Raw genomic sequence first — 20335 nt, 5'->3', positions numbered from 1 at the left:
CGCGCAGCTCAAGCCAGGACTGGTAGGTGAACCGTGCCGCTGCCCCGTCGCGTGGTCGTTTCCGGTGTGGTCGCCACGGCCGTCCTCGGCACGGCGGTGGGCGTCGCCGTCTGGGCCGGCCGGGACGATCCGGCGTACCAACCGCCGACGTCGCGGGTGGTGCAGCCCGGCGCACCCGGCCAACCGGGCCGGCAACTGTCCGGCACCGACCTGTCGCAGGTCTCACCGCCCGGGTTCACCGCCGCCGACAGCCGGTTCGTGCAGGGCATGATCCCGCACCACACCCAGGCCCTGGCGATGACCGCGCTGCTGGCCGGGCGTACCACCAGCCCGGACGTGACGCTGCTGGCCAAGCGGATCGAGGTGTCGCAGGGCGACGAGATGGCACGGATGCGCGCCTGGCTCGCCGAGCGCAACGTGCCGGCCGCCGGCGGCCACGACGGGGCGGCACACGACGCGCTCATGCCGGGAATGCTCACCGCCGCCCAGTTCGACCAGCTCAAGCAGGCACGTGGGGCGGAGTTCGACAGGCTCTTCCTCACCGCGATGATCCGCCACCACCAGGGCGCACTGACCATGGTGGAGCAGTTGTACGCCGCCGGCGGTGGCCTGGAACCGGCGAGCGACCAGTTCGCCCGCGAGGTCAACGCCGACCAGGGCATCGAGATCCAGCGCATGCAGCAGATGCTGGCCAAGCTGGGCTGAGTCACCGCCCCGCCCGGCGCAGGCCCGGCTGCCCCCCGGCCTGGCCCGCGTAGGGCCGGGGTCGGCCTCCATGGGCGGCGTCGGCTCGTCATAGGGAGCCGGGAGCGGCCGGGGCCCGCCCAGCGACGCTGGGCAGGCCCCGGTTCTGCACGACCCGCCGGTCCGTCGGACCGGTCGGGTTACCCGTCGAGCTGGTCGATCAGCGCGCGTGCGTCGCGGACCAGCAGGTTGCGCGCCCCGATGGCGTTGAGCGCGCCGGCCTGGTCGAGGAAGGTGGTCAGGTACCCGACCGCCTCCGCCGGCTGGCCTGCGGAGGCCGCCGCGCCGGCCTTGCCGAGGCTGGTGGTCAGCTTGTCGGCGTTGCCCGCGCTGACGGTGCCGGCGGACCGGTAACCGTCGACGAGGGCCTGCAGGTCGGCGAAGGACGTCGTGGTGGTGAACGTGACGGACCGGTTGGTGGTGTTACCGGCCTTGTCCTTCGCGGTCACCGTCAGGGTGTGGCTGCCCAGCGGGAGGCCGGACAGGGTGACCGTCGCCCCCCGGGCGACCCGCTTGCCGTCCAGCAGCGCGCTGTCCGGGTTGATGCCGGGCCCGGAGCCGGTGTCGGTGACCGTCCAGTCCACCGTCACCGTGCCGGAGTCACCGTACGCCGTGCCGTCGGTCAGCCCGGACACCTGCACCTCGGGAGCGGTCCGGTCGATCTTGAGCCACTGGCTGCCCTGCCGGGAGGTGTTGCCGGCCGCGTCGACCGCCCGGTACCGCACCGAACCCCTGACCTCGGCACTGATCGTGGCGACGCCGCTGGCCGGCACGTCCACCCAGGTCACGCCGTCGTCGACGGAGTACTGGCCGGTCCACATGCCGGGGATCAGGCCGGTCAGGGTGAGCGTGACGGCACCGGTGTACCAGCCGTTGTTACCGGTCGGCTCGGCCGGGCCTACCGTGGCGGAGACCCGGGGGTTGAAGGTGTCCGCGAGGTCCACCACGGCCTGGCGGAGCGTCCCGTACGCTGCGGCGTCCAGCCGGTCGGCGAGCGTGCGCAGTTGCGCCTCGGCGGCGAACCGCCTGCCCTCGGCGGCGAACCCGCTGGCCCGGCCCAGGGTCGTGTCGACCTCCGCGCTCAACGCCGGGTCGATCGCGCCGGCCCGTACCCCCTGGTCGTGGTACGCGCGGACGAGCGCGAAGCTCGGCGTCCAACTGATCTTCGGCTGCCCCTGGGCGTTGAACCCGGCCAGCTTCACCTGGGTGGCGGCCTCGATCTCGGCCGCCGACAGGTGGGCGCTGGGCTTCAGTGCGAACACGTCGAAGCCGCGGGCGATCTCGTTGCCGTACAGGTTGCCGTTGTACCAGTACGCCGACCAGAAGCCGCCCAGCACGAGTGCGTTCGGGTTGACCGGGCCCCGGTCGAAGTACGCGATCTCGCGCGGGTTCTTCGAGTCGGTGAAGTCGAACACCGAGATGCCACCCTGGTACCAGGCCTGCATCATGACGTCGCGGCCGGGCACCGGGATCAGCGAGCCGTTGTGCGCGACGCAGTTCTCCTGCAGCGACTGCGGCACCGGCAGCTTGTAGTAGCTGGCGAAGGTCATCTTCCTGTCGACGATGTCGAAGATGGCGTTGGCGCCCCACTGTGGCTGGTCGGTGTCGCGGCAGCGTGCGCCGCTGCCACCGCCCCACTCGTCGGTGAAGATCACCTTGGTGCCGTCGTTGTTGAACGTCGCCGAGTGCCAGTACGCGAAGTTCGGGTCGGCGACCTCGTCGATCCGCTTCGGGTTCGCCGGGTCCGAGATGTCGATCAGAATGCCGTTGCCCTGGCACGCGCCGGCCGCGAGCCCGATCTCCGGGTACGCGGTGATGTCGTGGCAGGCGTTGGTGTTCGGCGTCGGCGACCAGGTCGACCCGGACGGGTGCCGGGGCGTGACCGGGCCGTTCTGGAGGCCGTCGACCCGACCGGTGACCGGGTCCTGGAACAGCCTCGGCTGGTTGACCACGGCGGCGTCCTGCGGCGCGGCCACCGGCACCTTGATGACGTCGATCCGCCACCGCGACGGGTTCTCCCCGTCGGCGGCGTTGTTGTTGCAACCCTCCATCGTGGTCGCCGGGCGGACCGAGGTGGTGCCGGAGACGTAGACGTAGACGTTGTCGGCGTCGCGGGGGTCGGTCACCACGGAGTGCGTGTGCGAGCCACGGCAGAGCTGGACGGCGGCCACCTGCACCGGGCTGCGGACGTCGCTGATGTCGAAGACCCGCACCCCCTGGAACCGGGTGCCGACGTTGGGGTTGGTGCCGCAGTCGACCCGACCCCGGCTCTCCTCGACCGACATGAACAGCAGGTTGCCCTGCACCGAGAGGTCACCCTGCCCGCCGGGGCACACGACGCTGGTGACCAGCGTCGGCTCGGCCGGGTCGGCGATGTCGACGATGGTGAACCCGTTGTAGTTGCCCTGGAAGGCGTACCGGCCGCCGAAGGCGAGATCCGAGTTGTAGTACCCGCCGTTGCCCGGGTTCGTCGGGTCGACGAACCCGGCGGGCTTGTCGCGGTGCGCGACGTGTTCCAGGTTGCTGATCGCGGACTGTGCGTCGAGCCAGCCGCCGCCGAGGCCGACGCGCGGATCGGGGTCCGCCGCCGACGCGGTGCCGGGGAGCGCACCGGCCAGCAGCAGCCCCGCGGTTATCAGGCCGAGGGTCCGTCGACCCCGGCGTGCCCTGGTGGTTGGGGGAGTTGTCATGTGTCGCCTTCCGATCGAAGACCAGCCGCGACGTCCACATCGGGAGAAACGCGTCGCGTGAGTAAGGACCGTACCGACCGTGCGGTGCTGGTCAAGACGTCCATGTGAGTTATGTACGCGTTTGCGTGGCAAGCCGTACGCAATTGCTCCCGCGCGCTCACGCAGGTCACGACAGTCGTAGGACGCGCCACCCCGGTCCTTGCGCCACTCGTCGAGTCGCCCTCCGCGCCCGGACACACCGGGACACCGGGTGGACGTCTGCGAGCGCTTGGGTTCGGTTTCTGGCACCGTGGGTACGACGTACCGCGCACCGGACGTGACGAAGGGGGCTCAGGTGGAATTCACGCTGTCGACCCGCCAGGAGGGGGCCGGCACGGTGGTCGAAGTCGTCGGCGACCTCGACATGAGCACCACCCCCCAACTGCGGGAACGGTTGCGCGAGGTGATCGAGGGCGGCACCCGGGTGGTGGTGGTCGACCTGACCGGCGTCGGCTTCATGGACTCCAGCGGCCTCGGCGCGCTGGTGGTCGCCTTCCGTGAGCTGCGGGAACGCAACGGCTGGCTGGGGTTGGCCGGGGTACGCCGACCGGTCCGTACGGTGTTGTCGATCACCGGGGTCGACCAGGTCGTCGCCGTCTTCGACACGGTGCGCGACGCCGAGGCGGCGGCCCGGGCGGCGTGAACGTCCTCACCGGGAAGACGGAGCGCTGGCCCGGTCGGTGTCCGCACCGGCGGTGCTGCGGCGCGGCCCGTGGCCGCCGTACCAGTCGATGATCATCAGGGTGGCGTCGTCGGCCAGCTCGGGGCCGGCGGTGGCCAGCACCGCGTCCGACAGCGCCCGGACCGCCTCGCGGGGGTGCAACGACGCGATGTCGTGCAGTGCGGCGGGCAGGTCGAGATCGGCGGCGTTGCGTTCGCGCATCCCGTCGGTCACCACGACCAGCCGGTCACCGGGCCGCAGGACGACCTCCCCGCTGCGGAACCCCGCCTCGGGGAACATGCCCAGCGGAAAGTTGCCGGGCAGCTCCAGCACCGTGGTCCGGCCGTCGCGGACCAGCATCGGCGGGACGTGCCCGGCGTTGAGCAGCTCGCAGCGCCCGGTGGACAACTCGATGCGGCCCAGCACCGCCGTCACGTACGCGCCACGGACGTTGGCGTGTGCGGCGATGGCGCGGTTGGCCTCGTCGGCCTGACCGGTGAGGCCCATCCCCCGGCGGCGGGTGTTGCGCAGGCTGCCCACCCCCAGGGTGGCGGTCAGCGCGCTGGCGACCCCGTGCCCCATCGCGTCGGTGACGCTGACGTGCAGCACGTCCCGGGCCACGCTGTAGTCGAAGGTGTCCCCGCCGATGCTGGCGGCCGGTTCCAACCAGCCGGACAGGGCGAACGCCCCGGCCTCGCAGGTGAACGAGGCGGGCAGCAGCCGACGCTGGATCTCGGCGGAGAGGGTGAACGGGGTGCTGCGCTGCCCCCACTCGAACAGGTCGGTGTGCCGCCGGTTGGCGATCACCACGAACGCCAGCGCGTGCGCCGTACGGGCGACCCGGTCGATCACCTCGGTGTCCGGCTCGTCGGGCAGGTCGATCTCCAGTAGACCGATGACCTCGCCGCGTTCGGTGACCGGGGCGAGCAGCGTCCACCGGCCGTCGCCGACCAGCACCCGGGGGACCTGGTGGCGGACCGCCTGCTCGTAGGGGCCGCCGTCGAAGGGCAGCACCTCGGCGAGTTCCTCGCCCTGGAGGCGACCCGGCCCGGCGACACCCGGCTGATGGGTCAGCCGGACCAGGGCCCGGCCGCTGAGGTCGGCGATCAGTAGGGATACGCCGAGCGCGTTCAACGCCGTGGCGATCGCCCCGGTGACCGCCTCGACCGCCTCGACCGGCGCGGCGTCCTCGGCCGACTGCAGCATCTCGGCCAGCACGATCTGCTCGCTGTCCTCCACGCGTCGAGCATATGCACTCCCGGTGCTGGCCGCCTCACGAGCGACCGGCCCGGCGACCGGGCGGTAGCGGTCCCGCCCCGGTCCGCCGTACGGGCGGTGGCCCCACCGACGTGGCCGGGCCACGCCACCCGGTCCGGTCAGCGGCGGGCCAGCGCGGACTCCAGCCGACTGATCAGCGTCCTACGGCCCTTGCCCCGGCGTTCGGCCCGCAGGGCGGCCCGCAGCTGGGCGGTGTCGAGATCGCGGACGTGCTTCGTCGCCTCGGCCACGGTCAGTTCGGTCAGCGAAGCACCCGAGGTGACGTTGCGGCGTGCGCGTCTGGCCGGGCCGGTGTTGGCCACGTACTGCCGGCCGGAGGTCGACGCCCGGCGCTTGCGCGCGTCGGTGGCCCGTTGCTGCTGCGGGGAGAGCTGCTTCCACGCCTTGTCGGGCAGGTACCTGTCGGTCTCACCGTCGTGCCGGGCCCGGGTGGTGCCCTGCCTGGTCCGCCACTTCTGGTCGCCCCAGCGGCGCAGGGACTGCTGACGCTCGTCCCTCGGGCCCTGGTAGCCGCCGCCGCGCTGCTGGTACTCGCGGGTCAGCAGTTGCGACTTGCGCGCCGACCACTGCCCCGGTCGTCCGCCCCGGTCGCCGGCCCGGATCTCCTCCTTGAGCTGCTCGCGCAGCTCGGGTTTCGTGTAGCGCGCCATGGCGCGGATTACCCATGGTCGCCCGCCGTACTCACCCGGCGGCGAGCCGGCCGCGCAGGGTGGCCAGCGCCCGGGTGATCAGCCGGGAGACGTGCATCTGGGAGATGCCGACCCGGTCGGCGATCTCCGACTGGGTCAGGTTGCCGTGGAACCGCAGGGTCAGGATCAGGCGTTCGCGTTCCGGCAGGGCGGCGAGGGCGGGGCCGAGGGCGACGTGGATCTCGACGAGTTCGAGGTCGTGGTCCTCGGCGCCGAGGGTGTCGGCGAGTTCCATGCCGCCGTCGGTGCCGATGGGGGTGGACAGCGAGGTCGCCCGGTAGGCGCGGGCCCCCTCCAGACCCTCCAGGATGGTCTCCTCGGACAGGTCGAGGTAGCCGGCGATGTCGGCGACGGTCGGCGAGCGCCCCAACGTGTGGGCGAGGGTGCCGTTCGCCTCGCTGATCGCCAGGCGCAGCTCCTGGAGCCGGCGGGGAACCCGCACCGACCAGGTGCGGTCCCGGAAGTACCGCTTGATCTCACCGATGACGGTGGGGATGGCGTACCCGGTGAAGGCGACGCCCCGGGCCGGGTCGAAGTGGTCGACCGCCTTGATCAGCCCGACCGCCGCGGTCTGGGTGAGGTCGTCGTCCTGGACGCCGCGTCCGGTGTAGCGGCGGGCCAGGTGCCGGGCGAGCGGCAGCCACGCCTCGATGGCCCGGGCCCGCAGCGCCGGGCGACGCGGATCGTCGGCCGGTAGGGCGGCCATCGTGGCCACCAGGTCGTCGGCGGTGCTGGTCGGGTCGAGGGTCGGTTCGGAGGTGCTGAGCATGCTGGACCTTCCGCAGGTGCCCGCTGATCGGAGGCGACACATCGACTGACGCCGGAGCACGCGGACGGGCTGCGCGCTGTCGCAGGGTCACGATCACGGGCACGGTCACCGCGTCATGTAGTCCATTTGTTGGACCGACGCTACCCGAACGGGCTGTCGATTACCAGCCGAACGGTGGATATCCTGCTGGTAGGTCGCCCGACGCCCCCGGTCACCTACTGAACGCCTCCCGCCGGCACGCCGTCATCTTGGGCGACTGGAAGTCACCGTTCGGGCCGACCTCGGTGATCCCGAACTCGCCGTCCTCGTCCGGCGTGGTCAACCGGTAACCGGCCTTCTTGGCGCACTGGTACCACTCGCGCTGGTTGTCGCGGAACGCCGCGTTGTCCGTGCGCTTCTGACGCTCCTCGAAGAACTCCGGCTCCGTCGACCGGCACGCCGCCCGGACCCGCTTCGCCTTCGGGTCGTTCTGGCTCTCCCTCCAGATCACGCTGCGGCCGTCCTCGTAGCCGGGGCCGCCCTCCTTCGCCACACACCGTCCCCAGGCCGCCCGCAGGGCCTCGATCTCGTCGTTGGTGGCGTCGAGGGGGATCAGCGGACGCCGGTCCTCGACGTCGGCGCGACCGGTGGCGCCTGTGGTGGGGCTCTGCACCGAGGCCACCCGTGAGCCGTCGACCCGGTCGTCGGTCGGGGCGGCGGAACAACCGGCGAGCAGGCAACCGACCACCAGTGCCGGTACGGCGAAGCGGACCATGGTGAGGAACGTGTGCGACATGCTGCCCACGGTCGGGGCGTGATGTCAGGAACCCGTGTGGATTCCCGGACCTGACAGGTTTCTGAAGAACCGTCGCCATGCTCGCGGTGTGTCAACAGAACAGTCACCAGCGCAGAGCCCACCGCGCCGTACCGGTCGACGCGTCGTCGTCCCGGCCGTGCTGACCCTGGTGGTGGCGGTCGTCGCCAGTGGCGTCGTCTGGTCCGTCCACCGTGCTCCGGCCACGGCCGGCGGGAACCCGCCGGTCCCGGTGCAGACCACCACCGTCGTACGGACCGACCTCGCCACCACCGTGTCGCTGACCGGCACCCTCGGGTACGGGCGGGCGGAACCGGTGAAGGGCGGCCGCAGCGGGACGGTCACCTGGCTGCCGCCGGCCGGCGCGACGGTCACCCGGGGCAAGCAGCTCTACCGGATCGACGACCGGCCGGTGCCGCTGTTCTACGGCGGCCTGCCGCTCTACCGCGACCTGGCCGAACCCGGCACGGTCGGCCGCGACGTGCGGGTCGTCGCCACCAACCTCAAGGCGTTGGGGTACGAGATCGGCTACCAGCCCGTACCGGGGGAGAAGGTCTCCCGACCGGTGAAGCCCGCCACCTCCGCCCCGCCCACCGGTCAGCAGGCGGCACCGGAGCAGGACAGGGGCACCTCCGGGCAGGGCGCGGCGGCACCCACGCCGACGGCCGCCGCCCCGGCCCGGGTCGTCGTCCGCAAGGGCGAGGGGGTGCTGACCGGCTCGCTGATGCGGGCCATCAAGCGCTGGCAGCAGGACGCCGAACTGCCGGTGACCGGCCGGATCGCCGTCGGCGACGTGGCGGTGCTGCCCGGCGCGGTCCGGGTCGACGCCGTCACCGCGCTGCGCGGGGACCCCGCCGAGACGCCGCTGTTGACCGTCACCCCGACCGCGAAGGTGATCACCGTCCAGGCCGAGGCGGCCGAGGCCGGCACCATCCAGCGGGGCGACCGGGTGACGGTGACGCTGCCGGGCGACAAGACCGTCGACGGCACCGTCTCGGCGGTCGCCACCGCCGTCACCCAGGATGACAACGCCGGACCGACCGGCACGCCGAAGCGGGCCGTCACGGTGACCGTGGACGACGACCTGAAAGGGATCGACGCCGCCGACGTGCAGGTCGACCTGGCCGGCGAGACCCGGGAGGGTGTCCTCGCCGTACCGGTCGGCGCGCTGGTGGCGCTCAGCGAGGGCGGCTACGCGCTGCAACTGGCCGACGGTGGACGGTTCGTCGCCGTCACCACCGGCATGTTCGCCAAGGGCATGGTCGAGGTCTCCGGCGACGGGATCACCGAGGACCTCACGGTGGTGACCGCCTCGTGACCGTGCTGGCCGTACGCGACGCCGCCATGCGCTACCCCGGTGGGGTCACCGCCCTCGCCGGCGTCTCGCTCGACATCACCGAGGGCGAGATGCTGGCCATCGTCGGCCCGTCCGGCTCCGGCAAGTCGACGCTGCTGCACATCATGGGCACGCTGGACCGGCCGACCTCCGGCACGGTGCACCTCGGCGGCCTCGACGTCGCCGGGCTCTCCGACCGGCAGCTGTCCGCGCTGCGCGGGCGCTGGCTGGGCTTCGTCTTCCAACAGTTCCACCTCACCGCCGGGCTCACCGCCGCCGAGAACGTCGCCACCGGACTGCTCTACGCCGGGGTGCCCCGCCGGGACCGCCGGCCGCTGGCCCTCGCCGCGCTGGACCGGGTCGGCCTGGCACACCGCGTCACCCACCTGCCGCACCAGCTCTCCGGCGGGGAACGGCAGCGGGTGGCGATCGCCCGCGCCCTGGTCCACCAGCCCGCGCTGCTGCTCGCCGACGAACCCACCGGCGCGCTGGACACCCGTACCGGCCAGGCCGTCCTGGAGCTGCTGTACCGGTTGCACGCCGAGGGCACCACCATCGCCGTGATCACCCACGACCGGGACATCGCCGCCCGCCTGCCCCGCCGGGTGGAGCTGCGCGACGGCCACCTGGTCGCCGACTCCGGCCGGGTGGTGACGCCCCGATGAGCACACCCACCACCGGGGGTACGCCGCACCGGGCGCATCCGGGTACGGCCCGCGAGGCCGCCCGGCCGGTCCGGCTGGCCGTGACCGACCTGCTCGGGCTGGGGCTGCTCGGCATCCGTACCCGGCGCACCCGGGCCGCGCTGTCGGCGCTCGGCATCGCCATCGGGATCGCCACGATGATCGTGGTGACCGGCATTCCGGCCTCCAGCCAGGCCCAGCTGATGCGGGAACTGTCCGCGCTCGGCACCAACATGCTGGAGGTGCGGGCGCTGCCCGACCAGGACCCACCGGCGCTGCTGCCGAAGGAGTCGACCGCCATGGTCCGGCGGGTGGGCCCGGTGACCAGCGTCAGCGCGGTCGCCAACACCCACCGGCTGGTCCGCCGCTCCGACCGTACCGACCCCGTCGACGGCTCCGGCCTGACGGTGCTGGCCAGCCAGCTCGACCTGCTCCCGATCATCAACGCCCGGGTCCAGCACGGAAGCTGGCTCACCCCGGCGACGGCACGCTTCCCCACCGTGGTGCTCGGCGCGGTCGCGGCGGCCCGGCTGGGCGTACGCGACGTGCCCGCCGGGGGCGGGCCCGGCCAGCAGGTGATGATCGGCGACCGGTGGTTCACCGTGGTCGGCATCCTGGCCGCCGTCCCGCTGCTGCCGGACATCGACCGGTCGGTGCTGGTCGGCTGGCCGGCTGCGCAGTCCGAGCTGGGCTTCGACGGGCATCCCACGGTGCTCTACGTCCGGTCGTTGGAGCCGGCGGTGGAGCAGGTCCGGGCGGTGCTGCCCGAGACGGTCAACCCGCAGAGCCCGGCCGACGTGCTGGTCAGCCGCCCCTCCGACGCGCTGGCCGCGAAGCGCGCCACCGAGAACGCCTTCTCGTCGCTGTTTCTGGCCCTGGCCGCGGTGGCGCTGCTGGTGGGTGGGATCGGGGTGGCCAACACGATGGTCATCTCGGTGCTGGAACGGCGGGCCGAGATCGGTCTGCGACGCGCGCTCGGTGCCCACCGGGGGCAGATCCGTGGCCAGTTCCTCACCGAGTCGGTGGCCCTGGCGTCGCTGGGCGGGGTCGTCGGGACGCTGCTCGGGCTGGCCGTCACCGCCGGCTACGCCGCGTACCACCAGTGGCCGGTGGTGATCCCGCTCGCCTCGACGCTGGCCGGGCTGGGCGGTGCGGCGGTGGTGGGGGTGGTGGCCGGCGTCTACCCGTCGATGCGGGCCGCCGCCCTGCCGCCGACCGAGGCGCTCGCCAGCATCTGAGCCGGGCCGGCGGCGGGTCCGGTGCGGCGGGGTCCGGCCACCGGTCCGGATCCGCCGCCCGGTCGGGCGTCCCTCCCGACCCGGCGGGTGTCGCAGCGGACAGCCGGGTCGCCCGCGCCCGGCTGTCCACTGCCGTTAACGGTCACATCCGTCGACCGGCCAGGTCCAGAAAGTTACGAGCCGGTGCCTCCGATAGTTTCGGCAACGGCTGCCGGTCCCGGGAACGGTCGGCCCGTCCCGGCGCAGGTCAGCCCCCGTGTTCGCCGGGTCGGTCGAGGATGTGCCCGCAGTCGACGTTGCCCGTCCGGTTGAGCATGTTATCGATAACCTGCTATCTTTCGGCCGGGAGCGAAGGGCACGCTTCCCGTCGTCGGAGTCCGTTGGCAGCGGCACACGAGGGCATCCCCTCGCGCCGCCCTGCCGGTCGACGACCAGATCCGGGCCGCTCCACCGAGCCGTCGTGCCGTCCGCGCCGAACGGGCGCGTCCGCCCACCCGAGTCGCCCCGCCCGGGCGAGGAGACGGGGTGCGGGTGTCCACCGCATCCTGCCGTCCCCGCCGGCCATCGCCGGGTCGACTCCGCGTATCACCACCGGGACACCAGACCCATGGCAAGGAGCCAAGCAATGGTCAGACACAGACACCTACTCCCGACCATCGCCGCCGCGGCCGTCCTGCTCGCGGCGACCGTCGGCGGCGCGTTGAACGGCGGCCTCTCCGCGACGGCGGAGGCGGCCACGAACGGCACCCTCGCGGCGACGGCGGGCTGCGGCAAGGCCCCCACGTTGAGCAACGGGACGCGCACGATCACCAGCAGCGGGCAGAACCGCAGCTACATCCTGCGGATTCCGGACGGCTACGACCGCAACCGCCAGTACCGGCTGGTCGTCGGCTTCCACTGGTTGAACGGCTCGGCGCAGAACGTCTCCTCGGCCGGCTACTACGGCCTGCTGCCGCTGTCCAACAACAGCACGATCTTCGTCGCCCCGCAGGGCATCGACGCCGGCTGGGCCAACACCAACGGCCGGGACCTGACCCTCTTCGACGACATCCTCCGGCAGGTCGAGAACGACCTGTGCGTCGACACCACCCAGCGGTTCGTGCTGGGCTGGAGCTACGGCGGCGCGATGAGCTACGCGGTGGCCTGCGCCCGGCCCACCGTCGTCCGCGCGGTCGCCGTGCTGTCCGGTGCCCAGCTCAGTGGCTGCAGCGGCGGCACCCAGCCGGTGCCGTACTTCGGCATCCACGGCACCCACGACAGCGTGCTGAACATCTCGATGGGCCGGTCGCTGCGCGACACGTTCGTCCGGAACAACGGGTGCACCGCGCAGAGCCCGCGCGAGCCGGGTCTCAACACCTTCACCCACATCACCACCGTCTACTCGGGCTGCCGTTCCGGCTTCCCGGTGCAGTGGGCCGCGTTCGACGGTGACCACACCCCCAGCCCGGTCGACGGGTCGGGCACCCCCAACGACTCGCGGACCTGGACCTCGGGCGAGATCTGGCGCTTCTTCAGCCAGTTCCAGTCCACCACGCCGCCGACCACGCCCCCGCCGACCACCGCTCCGCCGACGACCCCGCCGCCCACCACCGCCCCGCCGACCACGCCTCCGCCCACCACCCCGCCGCCCACCAGCGGGCCCGGCGGCTGCACCGCCACCTACAAGGCGGTCAACAGCTGGCCCGGCGGTTTCCAGGGTGAGGTCACCGTGGCCAACACCAGCTCCGGTGCGATCACCGGCTGGGCCGTGGGTCTGAGCCTGGGCAGCGGCCAGGCGATCAGCAGCGTCTGGAACGGCGTCAACACCGGCACCACCGGCAACGTCACCGTCCGCAACGCCGCCTACAACGGCGCGCTCGCGCCCAACGGCTCGACCACCTTCGGGTTCACCGCCACCGGCAACGGCACCCCGCCGCCCGGCAACATCACCTGCGCCATCTCCTGATCACGGACGCCCTCAGGGCCCGGAGCCACCAGGCTCCGGGCCCGCCGTCCGTTCCGGGCCGGTCGGTGTGGCGGCCGTGCCGCGGGGCGGGCCTTATTGCCAAAGACTGGCAATTACGCGATAGTGGCAGCAGTGGCGGGTACCCGGGCCTGCGATGATCCCACCTGGCCCGAGTGCCCGCCGCTGCGTCGATCCACGACCCGAGGGAGCTGCCGGTGGGGCCCGAGCGCACGGACGGAATCTCCCCCGAGCACGTCACGTCCCGGTCCGTACGCCTGCCGGCGTTGCTCGGCATCGTCCTGGCCGTCGTCGCCGGCTGCGCGTCCCCGACGCCGTCGTCGACCGGCCGCACCGCAGGCGGCCCGGTCGTGGTGGCCACGGCGGGTGAGCCCGACACCCTCAACCCGATGCTCAACTACGGCCCCGACGGCGCGTCGCTGATCTTCGACGGGCTGGTCGCCAGGGACGCCCGCAACCAGCTCGTGCCGGCCCTGGCGCGGGAACTGCCGACGGTGTCGGCGGACGGCCGGACGGTCACCGCGACCCTGCGTGAGGGGGTGCTGTTCCACGACGGCAGCCCGCTCACCGCCGGGGACGTCGTCTTCACCTACCAGGCGGTGCTGGACCCGAAGGTCGACTCGACGCTGCGGTCGGACCTCGACATGCTCGCCTCCGTCACCGCTCCCGACCCGTCCACCGTGGTCTTCACCCTCAAACACCCCTACGCGCCGTTCCGGCAACGGTTGGCGCTGGGCATCGTGCCGGCGAAGGCGTTCGAGGGGCAGGACGTCAACAAGGCGGAGTTCAACCGCAGGCCGATCGGCACCGGCCCGTACCGGATGACGTCGTGGACGCCGGGGGACCGGCTGGTGCTGGCGGCGAACGAGCGGTACTGGGGTGGCAAACCGGCGAACCCGGGCGTGGTGGTGGCGTTCGTCGCCGACGACAACGTCCGCGCGCAGCGGATGCGGGCCGGCGAGTTCGACGCGGCCGAGCTGCCGCCGAAGCTGGCGACCGGATTCGACGGCCAGGCCGGTCAGCAGGTGCGCAAGGTCCCCACCGCCGACTACCGGGGCGTGATGCTGCCCATGGGCAACCCCGTCCTGGGCGACCTGGCGGTCCGCCGGGCGTTGCACGCGGCGGTGGACCGGCAGGCCATGGTGACCGGGGTGCTCGGCGGGGCGGGGGAGCCGGCGTTCGGCCCGGTGCCGCCCACCTCCGAGTTCGCCGAGCCGTCGGTCACCGGGCGGCCCACCGCCGAGCGGGCCGCCGCCGCCGCGATCCTCGACGCCGCCGGCTGGACCCCCGGCCCGGATGGCATCCGCGCCAGGGACGGGCGGCAGGCCGCGTTCACCCTGATGTACCCGGCCACCGACAGCCTGCGCAAGGAACTGGCCCTGGCGTTCACCGCCGACGCCAGGAAGATCGGTGTCGCGGTCACCCCGCAGGGTCTCACCTGGGACGCGATCACCCCCCGGATGAAGACCGACGCGCTGGTCATGGGGTACGGCACCCCGTACGACCCGGACTTCGTCTCGTTCAAGCTGTTCGGTTCCGCCTTCGCCGGGCAGGGCTTCTTCAACCCCGGCTCCTACCGGTCCGCCACCGTCGACGCCGCCCTGCAGGCCGGCCGGGACACCGCCGACCCGGCCGCCCGACGGGCCGCGTACGCCACCTTCCAGAAGCAGCTCGCCGCCGACGTGCCGTGGGTGTTCCTCACCTACCTGCAACACACCTACGTGGTGCGCGACACCGTGACCGGGGTGACGCCCCGGGTCGAGCCGCACGAGCACGACGTCGCCAACAGCCTCTGGTGGAACGTGCACACCTGGGAGAAGACGTCGTGACGACGCCGGCCCCACCGCCGGTGCGCCGTCGGCGGCTGGCCGGGGCCGGGGTCATGATCCGCCGCCGGCTGCTGGTCGCCGTACCGGTGCTCGCCGCGACCAGCATGGGCATGTTCGCCCTCGGCGCGGCCTCCCCGATCGACCCGGCGCAGCAGTACGCGGGCGCGGCGGCCTTCACCACCAGCGAGGAGAACCTCGCGCAGCTCCGCGCGAACTGGGGAGTCGACGACCCGCTGCCGGTGCAGTACGCCCGCTGGGTGGGCAACCTGCTGCGCGGCGACCTCGGCTGGTCCACCAGCCGCCACGAACCCGTCACCTCCGTGCTGGCCGCCCGCGCCGGCTGGACCCTGCTGCTCGTCGGACTGGCCCTCGCTCTCGTCCTGGTGGCCAGCGTGCTGCTGGGCACCCTGGCCGCGTACCGGCGCGGTGGCGTCTTCGACCGCGCCCTGCGGTCCGTCGCGTACGCCGTGCAGTCGATGCCGGTGTTCTGGATCGGGTTGGCCGCGATCGCCGTGTTCGCCCTCACCCTGGGCTGGCTGCCCGCCGGTGGGCTCACCGACATCACCGCGACCGGCACCGACCCGGCCGACGTGGCCCGGCACCTGGTGCTGCCGGTGACCGTGCTGGCGATCTCCCAGGCCCCGTGGTTCGTGCTGTTCGTCCGGGACGCCGTCGCCGAGAGCCTGCGCGACGACCACGTGCTGGCCGCCCGCGCCAGGGGGCTGCCCGGCCGTACCGTCCTGTTCGGCCACGCGCTGCGGACCGCGCTGCTGCCCTTCCTCACCCTGGTCGGCACCCACCTGCCCGAGCTCGTCGGCGGCGCGGTGCTGGTGGAGACCGTCTTCTCGCTGCCGGGCCTCGGTGCGGTCACCGTCGAGGCGGCGTTGGGCGCCGACTTCCCGCTGCTGGCCGCCACCACCCTGGCCACCACCGTCGTGGTGCTGGCCGCGAATCTGGCCGCCGACCTCGGCTACGCCGCCGCCGACCCCCGGGTACGCCTCGATGACTGACCTCGCCCCACCGCCGGCCGCCCCGCCCGCCCGACGCCTGCCGCCGCGCCGGTCGGCCACCCTGCTGCGGGGCGGTCGGCCCGGCGCGGGGGTGGCCGCCGCCGTGCTCGTCGTCGCGGTCGTCGCCTGCCTGCTCGCGCCCCTGCTGTGGCCGCTGGACCAGAGCGCGGTCGACCTCGCCCGGACCCGGCTCGCGCCCTCGCCCGAGCACCTGGCCGGCACCGACGACCTGGGCCGGGACGTGGCCCTGCGCAGCCTCTACGGGCTGCGCGTCTCGCTGCTCGTCGGGGTGGTCGCCGCGCTGGTCGCCACCGTCATCGGTGGTCTCGTCGGCGCGGTCGCCGGCAGTGTCGGCGGGCGCGTCGACCGGGTGCTGATGCGGGTCGTCGACACCGTCGCCGCCCTGCCGCACCTGCTGCTGGGCATCTTCATCGTGGCGATGCTGCGGCCGAGCCTCGGCGCGGTCGTCGCCTCCATCGCGTTGACGCACTGGCTGTCCACCGCCCGGATCGTCCGTTCCGAACTGCTCAGCCTGCGGTCCCGGCCGTTCGTCGACGCCGCGATCTCCGGCGGGGCGGGCCGGGCCCGGGTACTCACCCGGCACCTGCTGCCGCACGTGCTGCCCCGGCTCGCGCTGGCGACCACGCTGATGGTGCCGCACGCCGTCTGGCACGAGACCGCGCTGTCCTTCCTCGGCCTGGGCCTGCCGCCGCACCTCGCCTCCATCGGCAACATGATCAACGACGGCCAGCGGTCCCTGCTCACCGGCGCGTGGTGGGCCAGCATCGTCCCCGGGCTGGCCCTGGTCGCCGTCACCCTCGCCCTGGCCGTGCTCACCGGCCGCTGGCGGGACCGCCTCGACCCCCGCGTACGGGCGGAGTTGCAGCTGTGACCACGAGCGCCCCCAGCACCGTGCCCACCGCCGCCGACCGCCGGCCGGCGCTGCTGACCGTCGACGGGCTGACCGTCCGGTTCCGGCTCCCCGACGCCGTCGTGCACGCCGTCACCGACCTGCGCCTCGACCTGCACCCCGGCGAGCTGCTGGCCGTGGTCGGCGAGTCGGGCTGCGGCAAGTCCGTCCTCGCGCACGCCCTGCTCGGCCTGCTGCCCCGCAACGCCACCGTCACCGGGCACGCCCACCTGCACCCGGCGGACGGCACCCCGGTCGACCTGGTCGCGGCGGGCGAACGGCACCTCGCCCGGCACGTCCGGGGGCGGGTCGTCGGCCTCGTCCCGCAGAGCCCGGCCACCGCCCTCACCCCGGTGCGCACCGGCCGGCGGCTGCTGGAGGAGACCCTGCGCGCCCACGGACACCCCCGCCGCGACGTCGCCGACGCCGCCGGGCGGGCCGCCGCCGACGTCGGCCTGCACCCCGCCGACCTCGACCGTTACCCGCACGAGCTGTCCGGCGGGATGGCCCAGCGGCTGGCCACCGCGCTGGCGCTGGCCCCCGACCCGTCGCTGCTGCTCGCCGACGAACCCACCAGCGGCCTCGACCGGCCGCTGGTGGAGCACACCCTGGACCTGCTGCGCCGCCGCTGCGACGCCGGGTCCGCCGTCCTGCTCATCACCCACGACCTCGCCGCCGCCCGCCGCGTCGCCGACACCGTGGCCGTCATGTACGCCAGCCGCGTCGTCGAACACCGGCCCACCCCGGACCTGTTCGACAGGCCCGCCCACCCCTACACCGCCGGGCTGCTCGACGCCCTGCCCGAGCGGGCGTTCACCCCGGTGCCCGGTCATCCGCCGATGCTCACCGACCTGCCCGCCGGCTGCGCGTTCGCCCCGCGCTGCCCCCGGGCCACCGACACCTGCCGTACCCCGCCGCGCCCGACGGCCGACGGCAGCGGGCAGGTCGCCTGCCACCACCCGCATACCCCCGGAGCACCGGTATGACGACCACTGTCGACGACCCGACCGGCCCCCGGTCGACCGCGCCCGCCGGGCTCGCCGCGCACCAGGTCACCGTCCACTACGGCCGGCAGCGCGTCCTCGACCGCGTCGACCTGCACGTCGCTCCCGGTGAGACGGTCGGCCTGCGCGGCCCCTCCGGCAGCGGCAAGTCCACCCTCGCCCGGGTGCTGGCCTTCCTGCACGCCCCGGACGGCGGCCGGATCACCCTCGACGGCGAACCCGTCGCCGGGGTCCGGCACCGGTTGCCCGCCGCCGTACGGACCCGGGTGGCGATCCTGTTCCAGAGCCCTCGCGCCGCGAGCGACCCCCGGTTGAGCCTGGCCGACCTGATCGCCGAACCGCTGCGCGCCACCGGGACGCCGGCCGGGCAGGTGGCCGCCCGCACGGCCGAACTGGCCGACCTGGTCGGGCTCACCCCCGACCTGCTCACCCGGCGTCCGCACGCGGTCAGCGACGGGCAGTTGCAACGCGCCTGCCTGGCCCGCGCCCTCGTGCACCGCCCCGACCACCTGCTCTGCGACGAGGCCACCGCCATGCTCGACGCCTCCACCCAGGCCCACGTCGCCGCCGTCGTCACCGACTACCAGCGCCGGCACCGCGCGGGCGTGCTGTTGATCACCCACGATCCGGCGCTGCTGGCCCGCTGGGCGACCCGGGTGGTGGACCTGCCGGTGCCGGCGGTGACCCGGTGACGGCGACGCCCGACCCCCGCAGCACCTACCGGGCGGGGCCGGTCCGCAGGTAGGTGAGGACGGCGAGCACCCGGCGGTTGGTGTCGTCGCTGGGCGGCAGGTCGAGCTTGGCCAGGATGTTGCCGACGTGCTTGCCGATCGCCGCCTCGGTGACGTGCAGCCGGGCCGCGATCGCCGCGTTGGAGTGCCCCTCGGCCAGCAGCACCAACACCTCCCGCTCCCGGGCGGACAGGGCGGCGAGCGGGTCGCGGGGGCGGTGCAGCAGGTGCCGCACCACGTCGGGGTCGATGGCCGTGCCGCCGTCGGTGACCCGACGCAGGGTCGCGGCGAATTCGGCGACGTCGGCGACCCGGTCCTTGAGCAGGTAGCCGACCCGACGCCGGTCCCCGCTGTCGAGCAGTGCCGCGGCGTACTCGGCCTGCACGTGCTGGCTGAGGACCACCACCGCGAGGTGCGGGCGGGCGGCGCGGGCGGTGACGGCGGCCCGTAGCCCGTCGTCGCGGTGCTGCGGCGGCATCCGGATGTCGGTCACCACCAGGTCCGGTTCGTGCGCGTCGACCGCCTCCAGCAGCTCCGGGGCGGAGCCGACGGCGGCGACCACCGCGAAGTCGAACCGGGTCAGCAGGCCGATCATGCCCTCCCGCAGGAGCACCTCGTCCTCGGCGAGCACGACCCGGGTCACCGGGGACACGGCAGCTCCACCCGCACCAGGGTGGGCCCGCCGGGCGGGCTGGACAGCAGCAACCGGCCGTCGACGGCGGCGACCCGGTCGGCGAGCCCGGTCAGTCCGCTGCCCCGGGCCGGGTCGGCGTCGCCGCACCCGTCGTCCTCGATCTCGACGACGAGACCGCCGGCGGACCGGGTCAGTCGCACCTCGGCCCGGCCCGCGTGGGCGTGCCGGGCCACGTTGCCCAGGGACTCGGACACCACGAAGTAGGCGGTGGTCTCGACCACCTCCGGCAGCGGCTGCCGGAGGTCGGCGTGGACGTCGACCGGGATGGTGGCCGCCCCGGCCAGTTCCCGGACGGCGCCGGCCAGGCCGAGTTCGGTGAGGTGCTGCGGGCGGATGCCCTGCACGATCTGCCGGAGCGTGACCATCAGCCCCTTGGCCTGCTCGTGCGCGACGGCCAACGGTCGGGCGGCGGGGGAGTCGTCGGGTACGTCCAGCCGGGCCAGGCCGAGCTGGAGGGTGAGGCTGGTCAGCCGGGGCTGCGCGCCGTCGTGCACGTCCCGCTCGATGCGGCGACGTTCGGCCTCGTACGCGTCGACCAGCCGGGCCCGGGAGCGGGTGACCTCCCGCAGCGCCGTGGTGTCGGCGGACCCGTCGAGCAGCCAACGGGCCGCCGTCGCCTGGCCGGCGGCGAGCAGGACGGCCAGGTACACCAGCGCCGGGACACACAGCACGCCCACGGCCGCGTACGGGATCGCCTGGCGGGGGGTGTCGATCGTGGTCCAGACCACGATGACCGGGTCGTTGCCGCTGGCCAGCCAGGGGCTCACGATCAACGTCCCGTCGAGCAGCACGAGCATGAACAGCAGCCAGTACGCCAGCGGCACGAGCCCGCCCAGCAGGAAGGTGTGGCCGACCTCCCGCCAGGCCGCGGCGCTGGTGTAGCGGGCCACCAGACCCGTGAACCGGGGTCGGTGCAGCGGTCGCGGGTCGACCAGGCGCAGCCGCCACCGCTCGACCGCGGCCACCGCGATGCTGACGACCGGGGCCGACGCGAGCACCAGCAGGGCGACGACGGTGAGGAACACGACGATGGGCAGCTCGACCGGGCGGTCCTGCCGCACCGTGTTGAGGACGGCCACCAGGGGCGCACCGACGACGAGCAGCCCGATCGACAGGGGGCCGGCGACCGGCAGGGTGGTGGCGAGGTAGGCCAGCGCCCGCCACGGCCACGGGGAGAGCAGGTGGTCGCGTCGGCGCAGCGCCGCCGCCAGGTGCAGGGGTACGTCCGGGGTCATGGTCGAACCCTGTCAGGGCGACGCCGCCCGGCCCAGCCC

At 73.7% G+C, this 20335-nt stretch carries 18 protein-coding genes; 11 read left to right on the top strand and 7 right to left on the bottom strand.

From position 1 onward, the window contains the following. Positions 1 to 33 precede the first annotated feature (33 nt). Positions 34 to 705, top strand: a complete 672-nt coding sequence (locus ACN265_RS28405; protein ID WP_421410630.1) for a DUF305 domain-containing protein — start codon at positions 34 to 36, stop codon at positions 703 to 705. Positions 706 to 884: 179 nt separating this feature from the next. Here ACN265_RS28405 and ACN265_RS28400 read toward each other — a convergent pair whose 3' ends face one another. Further along, entirely contained in the window at positions 885 to 3434 is a 2550-nt protein-coding gene (locus ACN265_RS28400; RefSeq protein WP_421410629.1) for an FIMAH domain-containing protein, read from the bottom strand. Between the two features lie 334 nt (positions 3435 to 3768). Here ACN265_RS28400 and ACN265_RS28395 point away from each other — a divergent pair, with 334 nt between their 5' ends. After that, positions 3769 to 4116: an STAS domain-containing protein gene (locus ACN265_RS28395; protein ID WP_421410628.1), complete on the top strand. Its 348-nt coding sequence runs from the start codon at positions 3769 to 3771 to the stop codon at positions 4114 to 4116. A 6-nt stretch (positions 4117 to 4122) separates the two neighbouring features. Here ACN265_RS28395 and ACN265_RS28390 read toward each other — a convergent pair whose 3' ends face one another. The 4 genes from ACN265_RS28390 to ACN265_RS28375 all read right to left on the bottom strand — a co-directional run bounded on the left by ACN265_RS28390 (position 4123) and on the right by ACN265_RS28375 (position 7645). After that, on the bottom strand, positions 4123 to 5373 hold the full coding sequence (locus ACN265_RS28390; RefSeq protein ID WP_421410627.1) for a PP2C family protein-serine/threonine phosphatase: 1251 nt from the start codon (positions 5371 to 5373) through the stop codon (positions 4123 to 4125). Positions 5374 to 5510: 137 nt separating this feature from the next. Next, positions 5511 to 6062 carry a hypothetical protein gene (locus ACN265_RS28385; protein ID WP_421410626.1) on the bottom strand — a complete coding sequence of 184 codons (552 nt, stop codon included), beginning with the start codon at positions 6060 to 6062 and terminating at the stop codon, positions 5511 to 5513. A 31-nt stretch (positions 6063 to 6093) separates the two neighbouring features. Next, positions 6094 to 6870, bottom strand: a complete 777-nt coding sequence (locus ACN265_RS28380; RefSeq protein ID WP_421410625.1) for a SigB/SigF/SigG family RNA polymerase sigma factor — start codon at positions 6868 to 6870, stop codon at positions 6094 to 6096. A 211-nt stretch (positions 6871 to 7081) separates the two neighbouring features. Then, positions 7082 to 7645, bottom strand: coding sequence for a hypothetical protein (locus ACN265_RS28375; RefSeq protein WP_421410624.1), 564 nt, complete (start codon positions 7643 to 7645; stop codon positions 7082 to 7084). Positions 7646 to 7733: 88 nt separating this feature from the next. Between ACN265_RS28375 and ACN265_RS28370 the strand changes: the two genes are divergently transcribed. The 9 genes from ACN265_RS28370 (at position 7734) to ACN265_RS28330 (ending at position 18328) form a co-directional block, all read left to right on the top strand. Continuing rightward, the gene (locus ACN265_RS28370; RefSeq protein ID WP_421410623.1) at positions 7734 to 8981 is read left to right on the top strand and encodes a hypothetical protein; all 1248 of its coding nucleotides are present in this window, start codon (positions 7734 to 7736) and stop codon (positions 8979 to 8981) included. A gap of 26 nt (positions 8982 to 9007) precedes the next feature. Continuing rightward, positions 9008 to 9664, top strand: coding sequence for an ABC transporter ATP-binding protein (locus ACN265_RS28365; RefSeq protein WP_088643779.1), 657 nt, complete (start codon positions 9008 to 9010; stop codon positions 9662 to 9664). After that, positions 9661 to 10920 (top strand): ABC transporter permease, encoded by a 1260-nt coding sequence (locus ACN265_RS28360; protein WP_420116173.1) that lies wholly within the window; start codon positions 9661 to 9663, stop codon positions 10918 to 10920. Before ACN265_RS28365 ends, ACN265_RS28360 begins: the two co-directional genes overlap by 4 nt. Before the next feature lie 625 nt (positions 10921 to 11545). Then, positions 11546 to 12865: a cellulose binding domain-containing protein gene (locus ACN265_RS28355; protein ID WP_357933976.1), complete on the top strand. Its 1320-nt coding sequence runs from the start codon at positions 11546 to 11548 to the stop codon at positions 12863 to 12865. Positions 12866 to 13080: 215 nt separating this feature from the next. After that, positions 13081 to 14712 carry an ABC transporter substrate-binding protein gene (locus ACN265_RS28350; protein ID WP_421410622.1) on the top strand — a complete coding sequence of 544 codons (1632 nt, stop codon included), beginning with the start codon at positions 13081 to 13083 and terminating at the stop codon, positions 14710 to 14712. Further along, the gene (locus ACN265_RS28345; protein ID WP_421410621.1) at positions 14709 to 15722 is read left to right on the top strand and encodes an ABC transporter permease; all 1014 of its coding nucleotides are present in this window, start codon (positions 14709 to 14711) and stop codon (positions 15720 to 15722) included. The genes ACN265_RS28350 and ACN265_RS28345 overlap by 4 nt, the downstream gene beginning before the upstream one ends. Then, positions 15715 to 16614: an ABC transporter permease gene (locus ACN265_RS28340; RefSeq protein ID WP_421410620.1), complete on the top strand. Its 900-nt coding sequence runs from the start codon at positions 15715 to 15717 to the stop codon at positions 16612 to 16614. Before ACN265_RS28345 ends, ACN265_RS28340 begins: the two co-directional genes overlap by 8 nt. Beyond that, the gene (locus ACN265_RS28335) at positions 16611 to 17618 is read left to right on the top strand and encodes an ABC transporter ATP-binding protein (protein WP_421410619.1); all 1008 of its coding nucleotides are present in this window, start codon (positions 16611 to 16613) and stop codon (positions 17616 to 17618) included. Before ACN265_RS28340 ends, ACN265_RS28335 begins: the two co-directional genes overlap by 4 nt. Further along, the gene (locus ACN265_RS28330; RefSeq protein ID WP_421410618.1) at positions 17615 to 18328 is read left to right on the top strand and encodes an ABC transporter ATP-binding protein; all 714 of its coding nucleotides are present in this window, start codon (positions 17615 to 17617) and stop codon (positions 18326 to 18328) included. The genes ACN265_RS28335 and ACN265_RS28330 overlap by 4 nt, the downstream gene beginning before the upstream one ends. A gap of 25 nt (positions 18329 to 18353) precedes the next feature. Here ACN265_RS28330 and ACN265_RS28325 read toward each other — a convergent pair whose 3' ends face one another. Continuing rightward, on the bottom strand, positions 18354 to 19019 hold the full coding sequence (locus tag ACN265_RS28325; protein WP_420116168.1) for a response regulator: 666 nt from the start codon (positions 19017 to 19019) through the stop codon (positions 18354 to 18356). Then, positions 19007 to 20296: a sensor histidine kinase gene (locus ACN265_RS28320; RefSeq protein ID WP_421410617.1), complete on the bottom strand. Its 1290-nt coding sequence runs from the start codon at positions 20294 to 20296 to the stop codon at positions 19007 to 19009. The genes ACN265_RS28325 and ACN265_RS28320 overlap by 13 nt, the downstream gene beginning before the upstream one ends. Positions 20297 to 20335 lie beyond the last annotated feature (39 nt).

It is taken from the genome of Micromonospora sp. WMMD730 (assembly GCF_049178955.1).
Taxonomy (GTDB): Bacteria; Actinomycetota; Actinomycetes; order Mycobacteriales; family Micromonosporaceae; genus Micromonospora; species Micromonospora wenchangensis.
This window is presented reverse-complemented; position numbering and strand designations above follow the sequence as displayed.

Coding starts and splice junctions, on each gene's coding strand:
- ACN265_RS28380 (WP_421410625.1), bottom strand. CDS start 6,870: ATGCTCAGCACCTCCGAACCGACCCTCGACCCGACCAGCACCGCCGAC.
- ACN265_RS28385 (WP_421410626.1), bottom strand. CDS start 6,062: ATGGCGCGCTACACGAAACCCGAGCTGCGCGAGCAGCTCAAGGAGGAG.
- ACN265_RS28400 (WP_421410629.1), bottom strand. CDS start 3,434: ATGACAACTCCCCCAACCACCAGGGCACGCCGGGGTCGACGGACCCTC.
- ACN265_RS28360 (WP_420116173.1), top strand. CDS start 9,661: ATGAGCACACCCACCACCGGGGGTACGCCGCACCGGGCGCATCCGGGT.
- ACN265_RS28340 (WP_421410620.1), top strand. CDS start 15,715: ATGACTGACCTCGCCCCACCGCCGGCCGCCCCGCCCGCCCGACGCCTG.
- ACN265_RS28355 (WP_357933976.1), top strand. CDS start 11,546: ATGGTCAGACACAGACACCTACTCCCGACCATCGCCGCCGCGGCCGTC.
- ACN265_RS28330 (WP_421410618.1), top strand. CDS start 17,615: ATGACGACCACTGTCGACGACCCGACCGGCCCCCGGTCGACCGCGCCC.
- ACN265_RS28365 (WP_088643779.1), top strand. CDS start 9,008: ATGCGCTACCCCGGTGGGGTCACCGCCCTCGCCGGCGTCTCGCTCGAC.
- ACN265_RS28320 (WP_421410617.1), bottom strand. CDS start 20,296: ATGACCCCGGACGTACCCCTGCACCTGGCGGCGGCGCTGCGCCGACGC.
- ACN265_RS28375 (WP_421410624.1), bottom strand. CDS start 7,645: ATGTCGCACACGTTCCTCACCATGGTCCGCTTCGCCGTACCGGCACTG.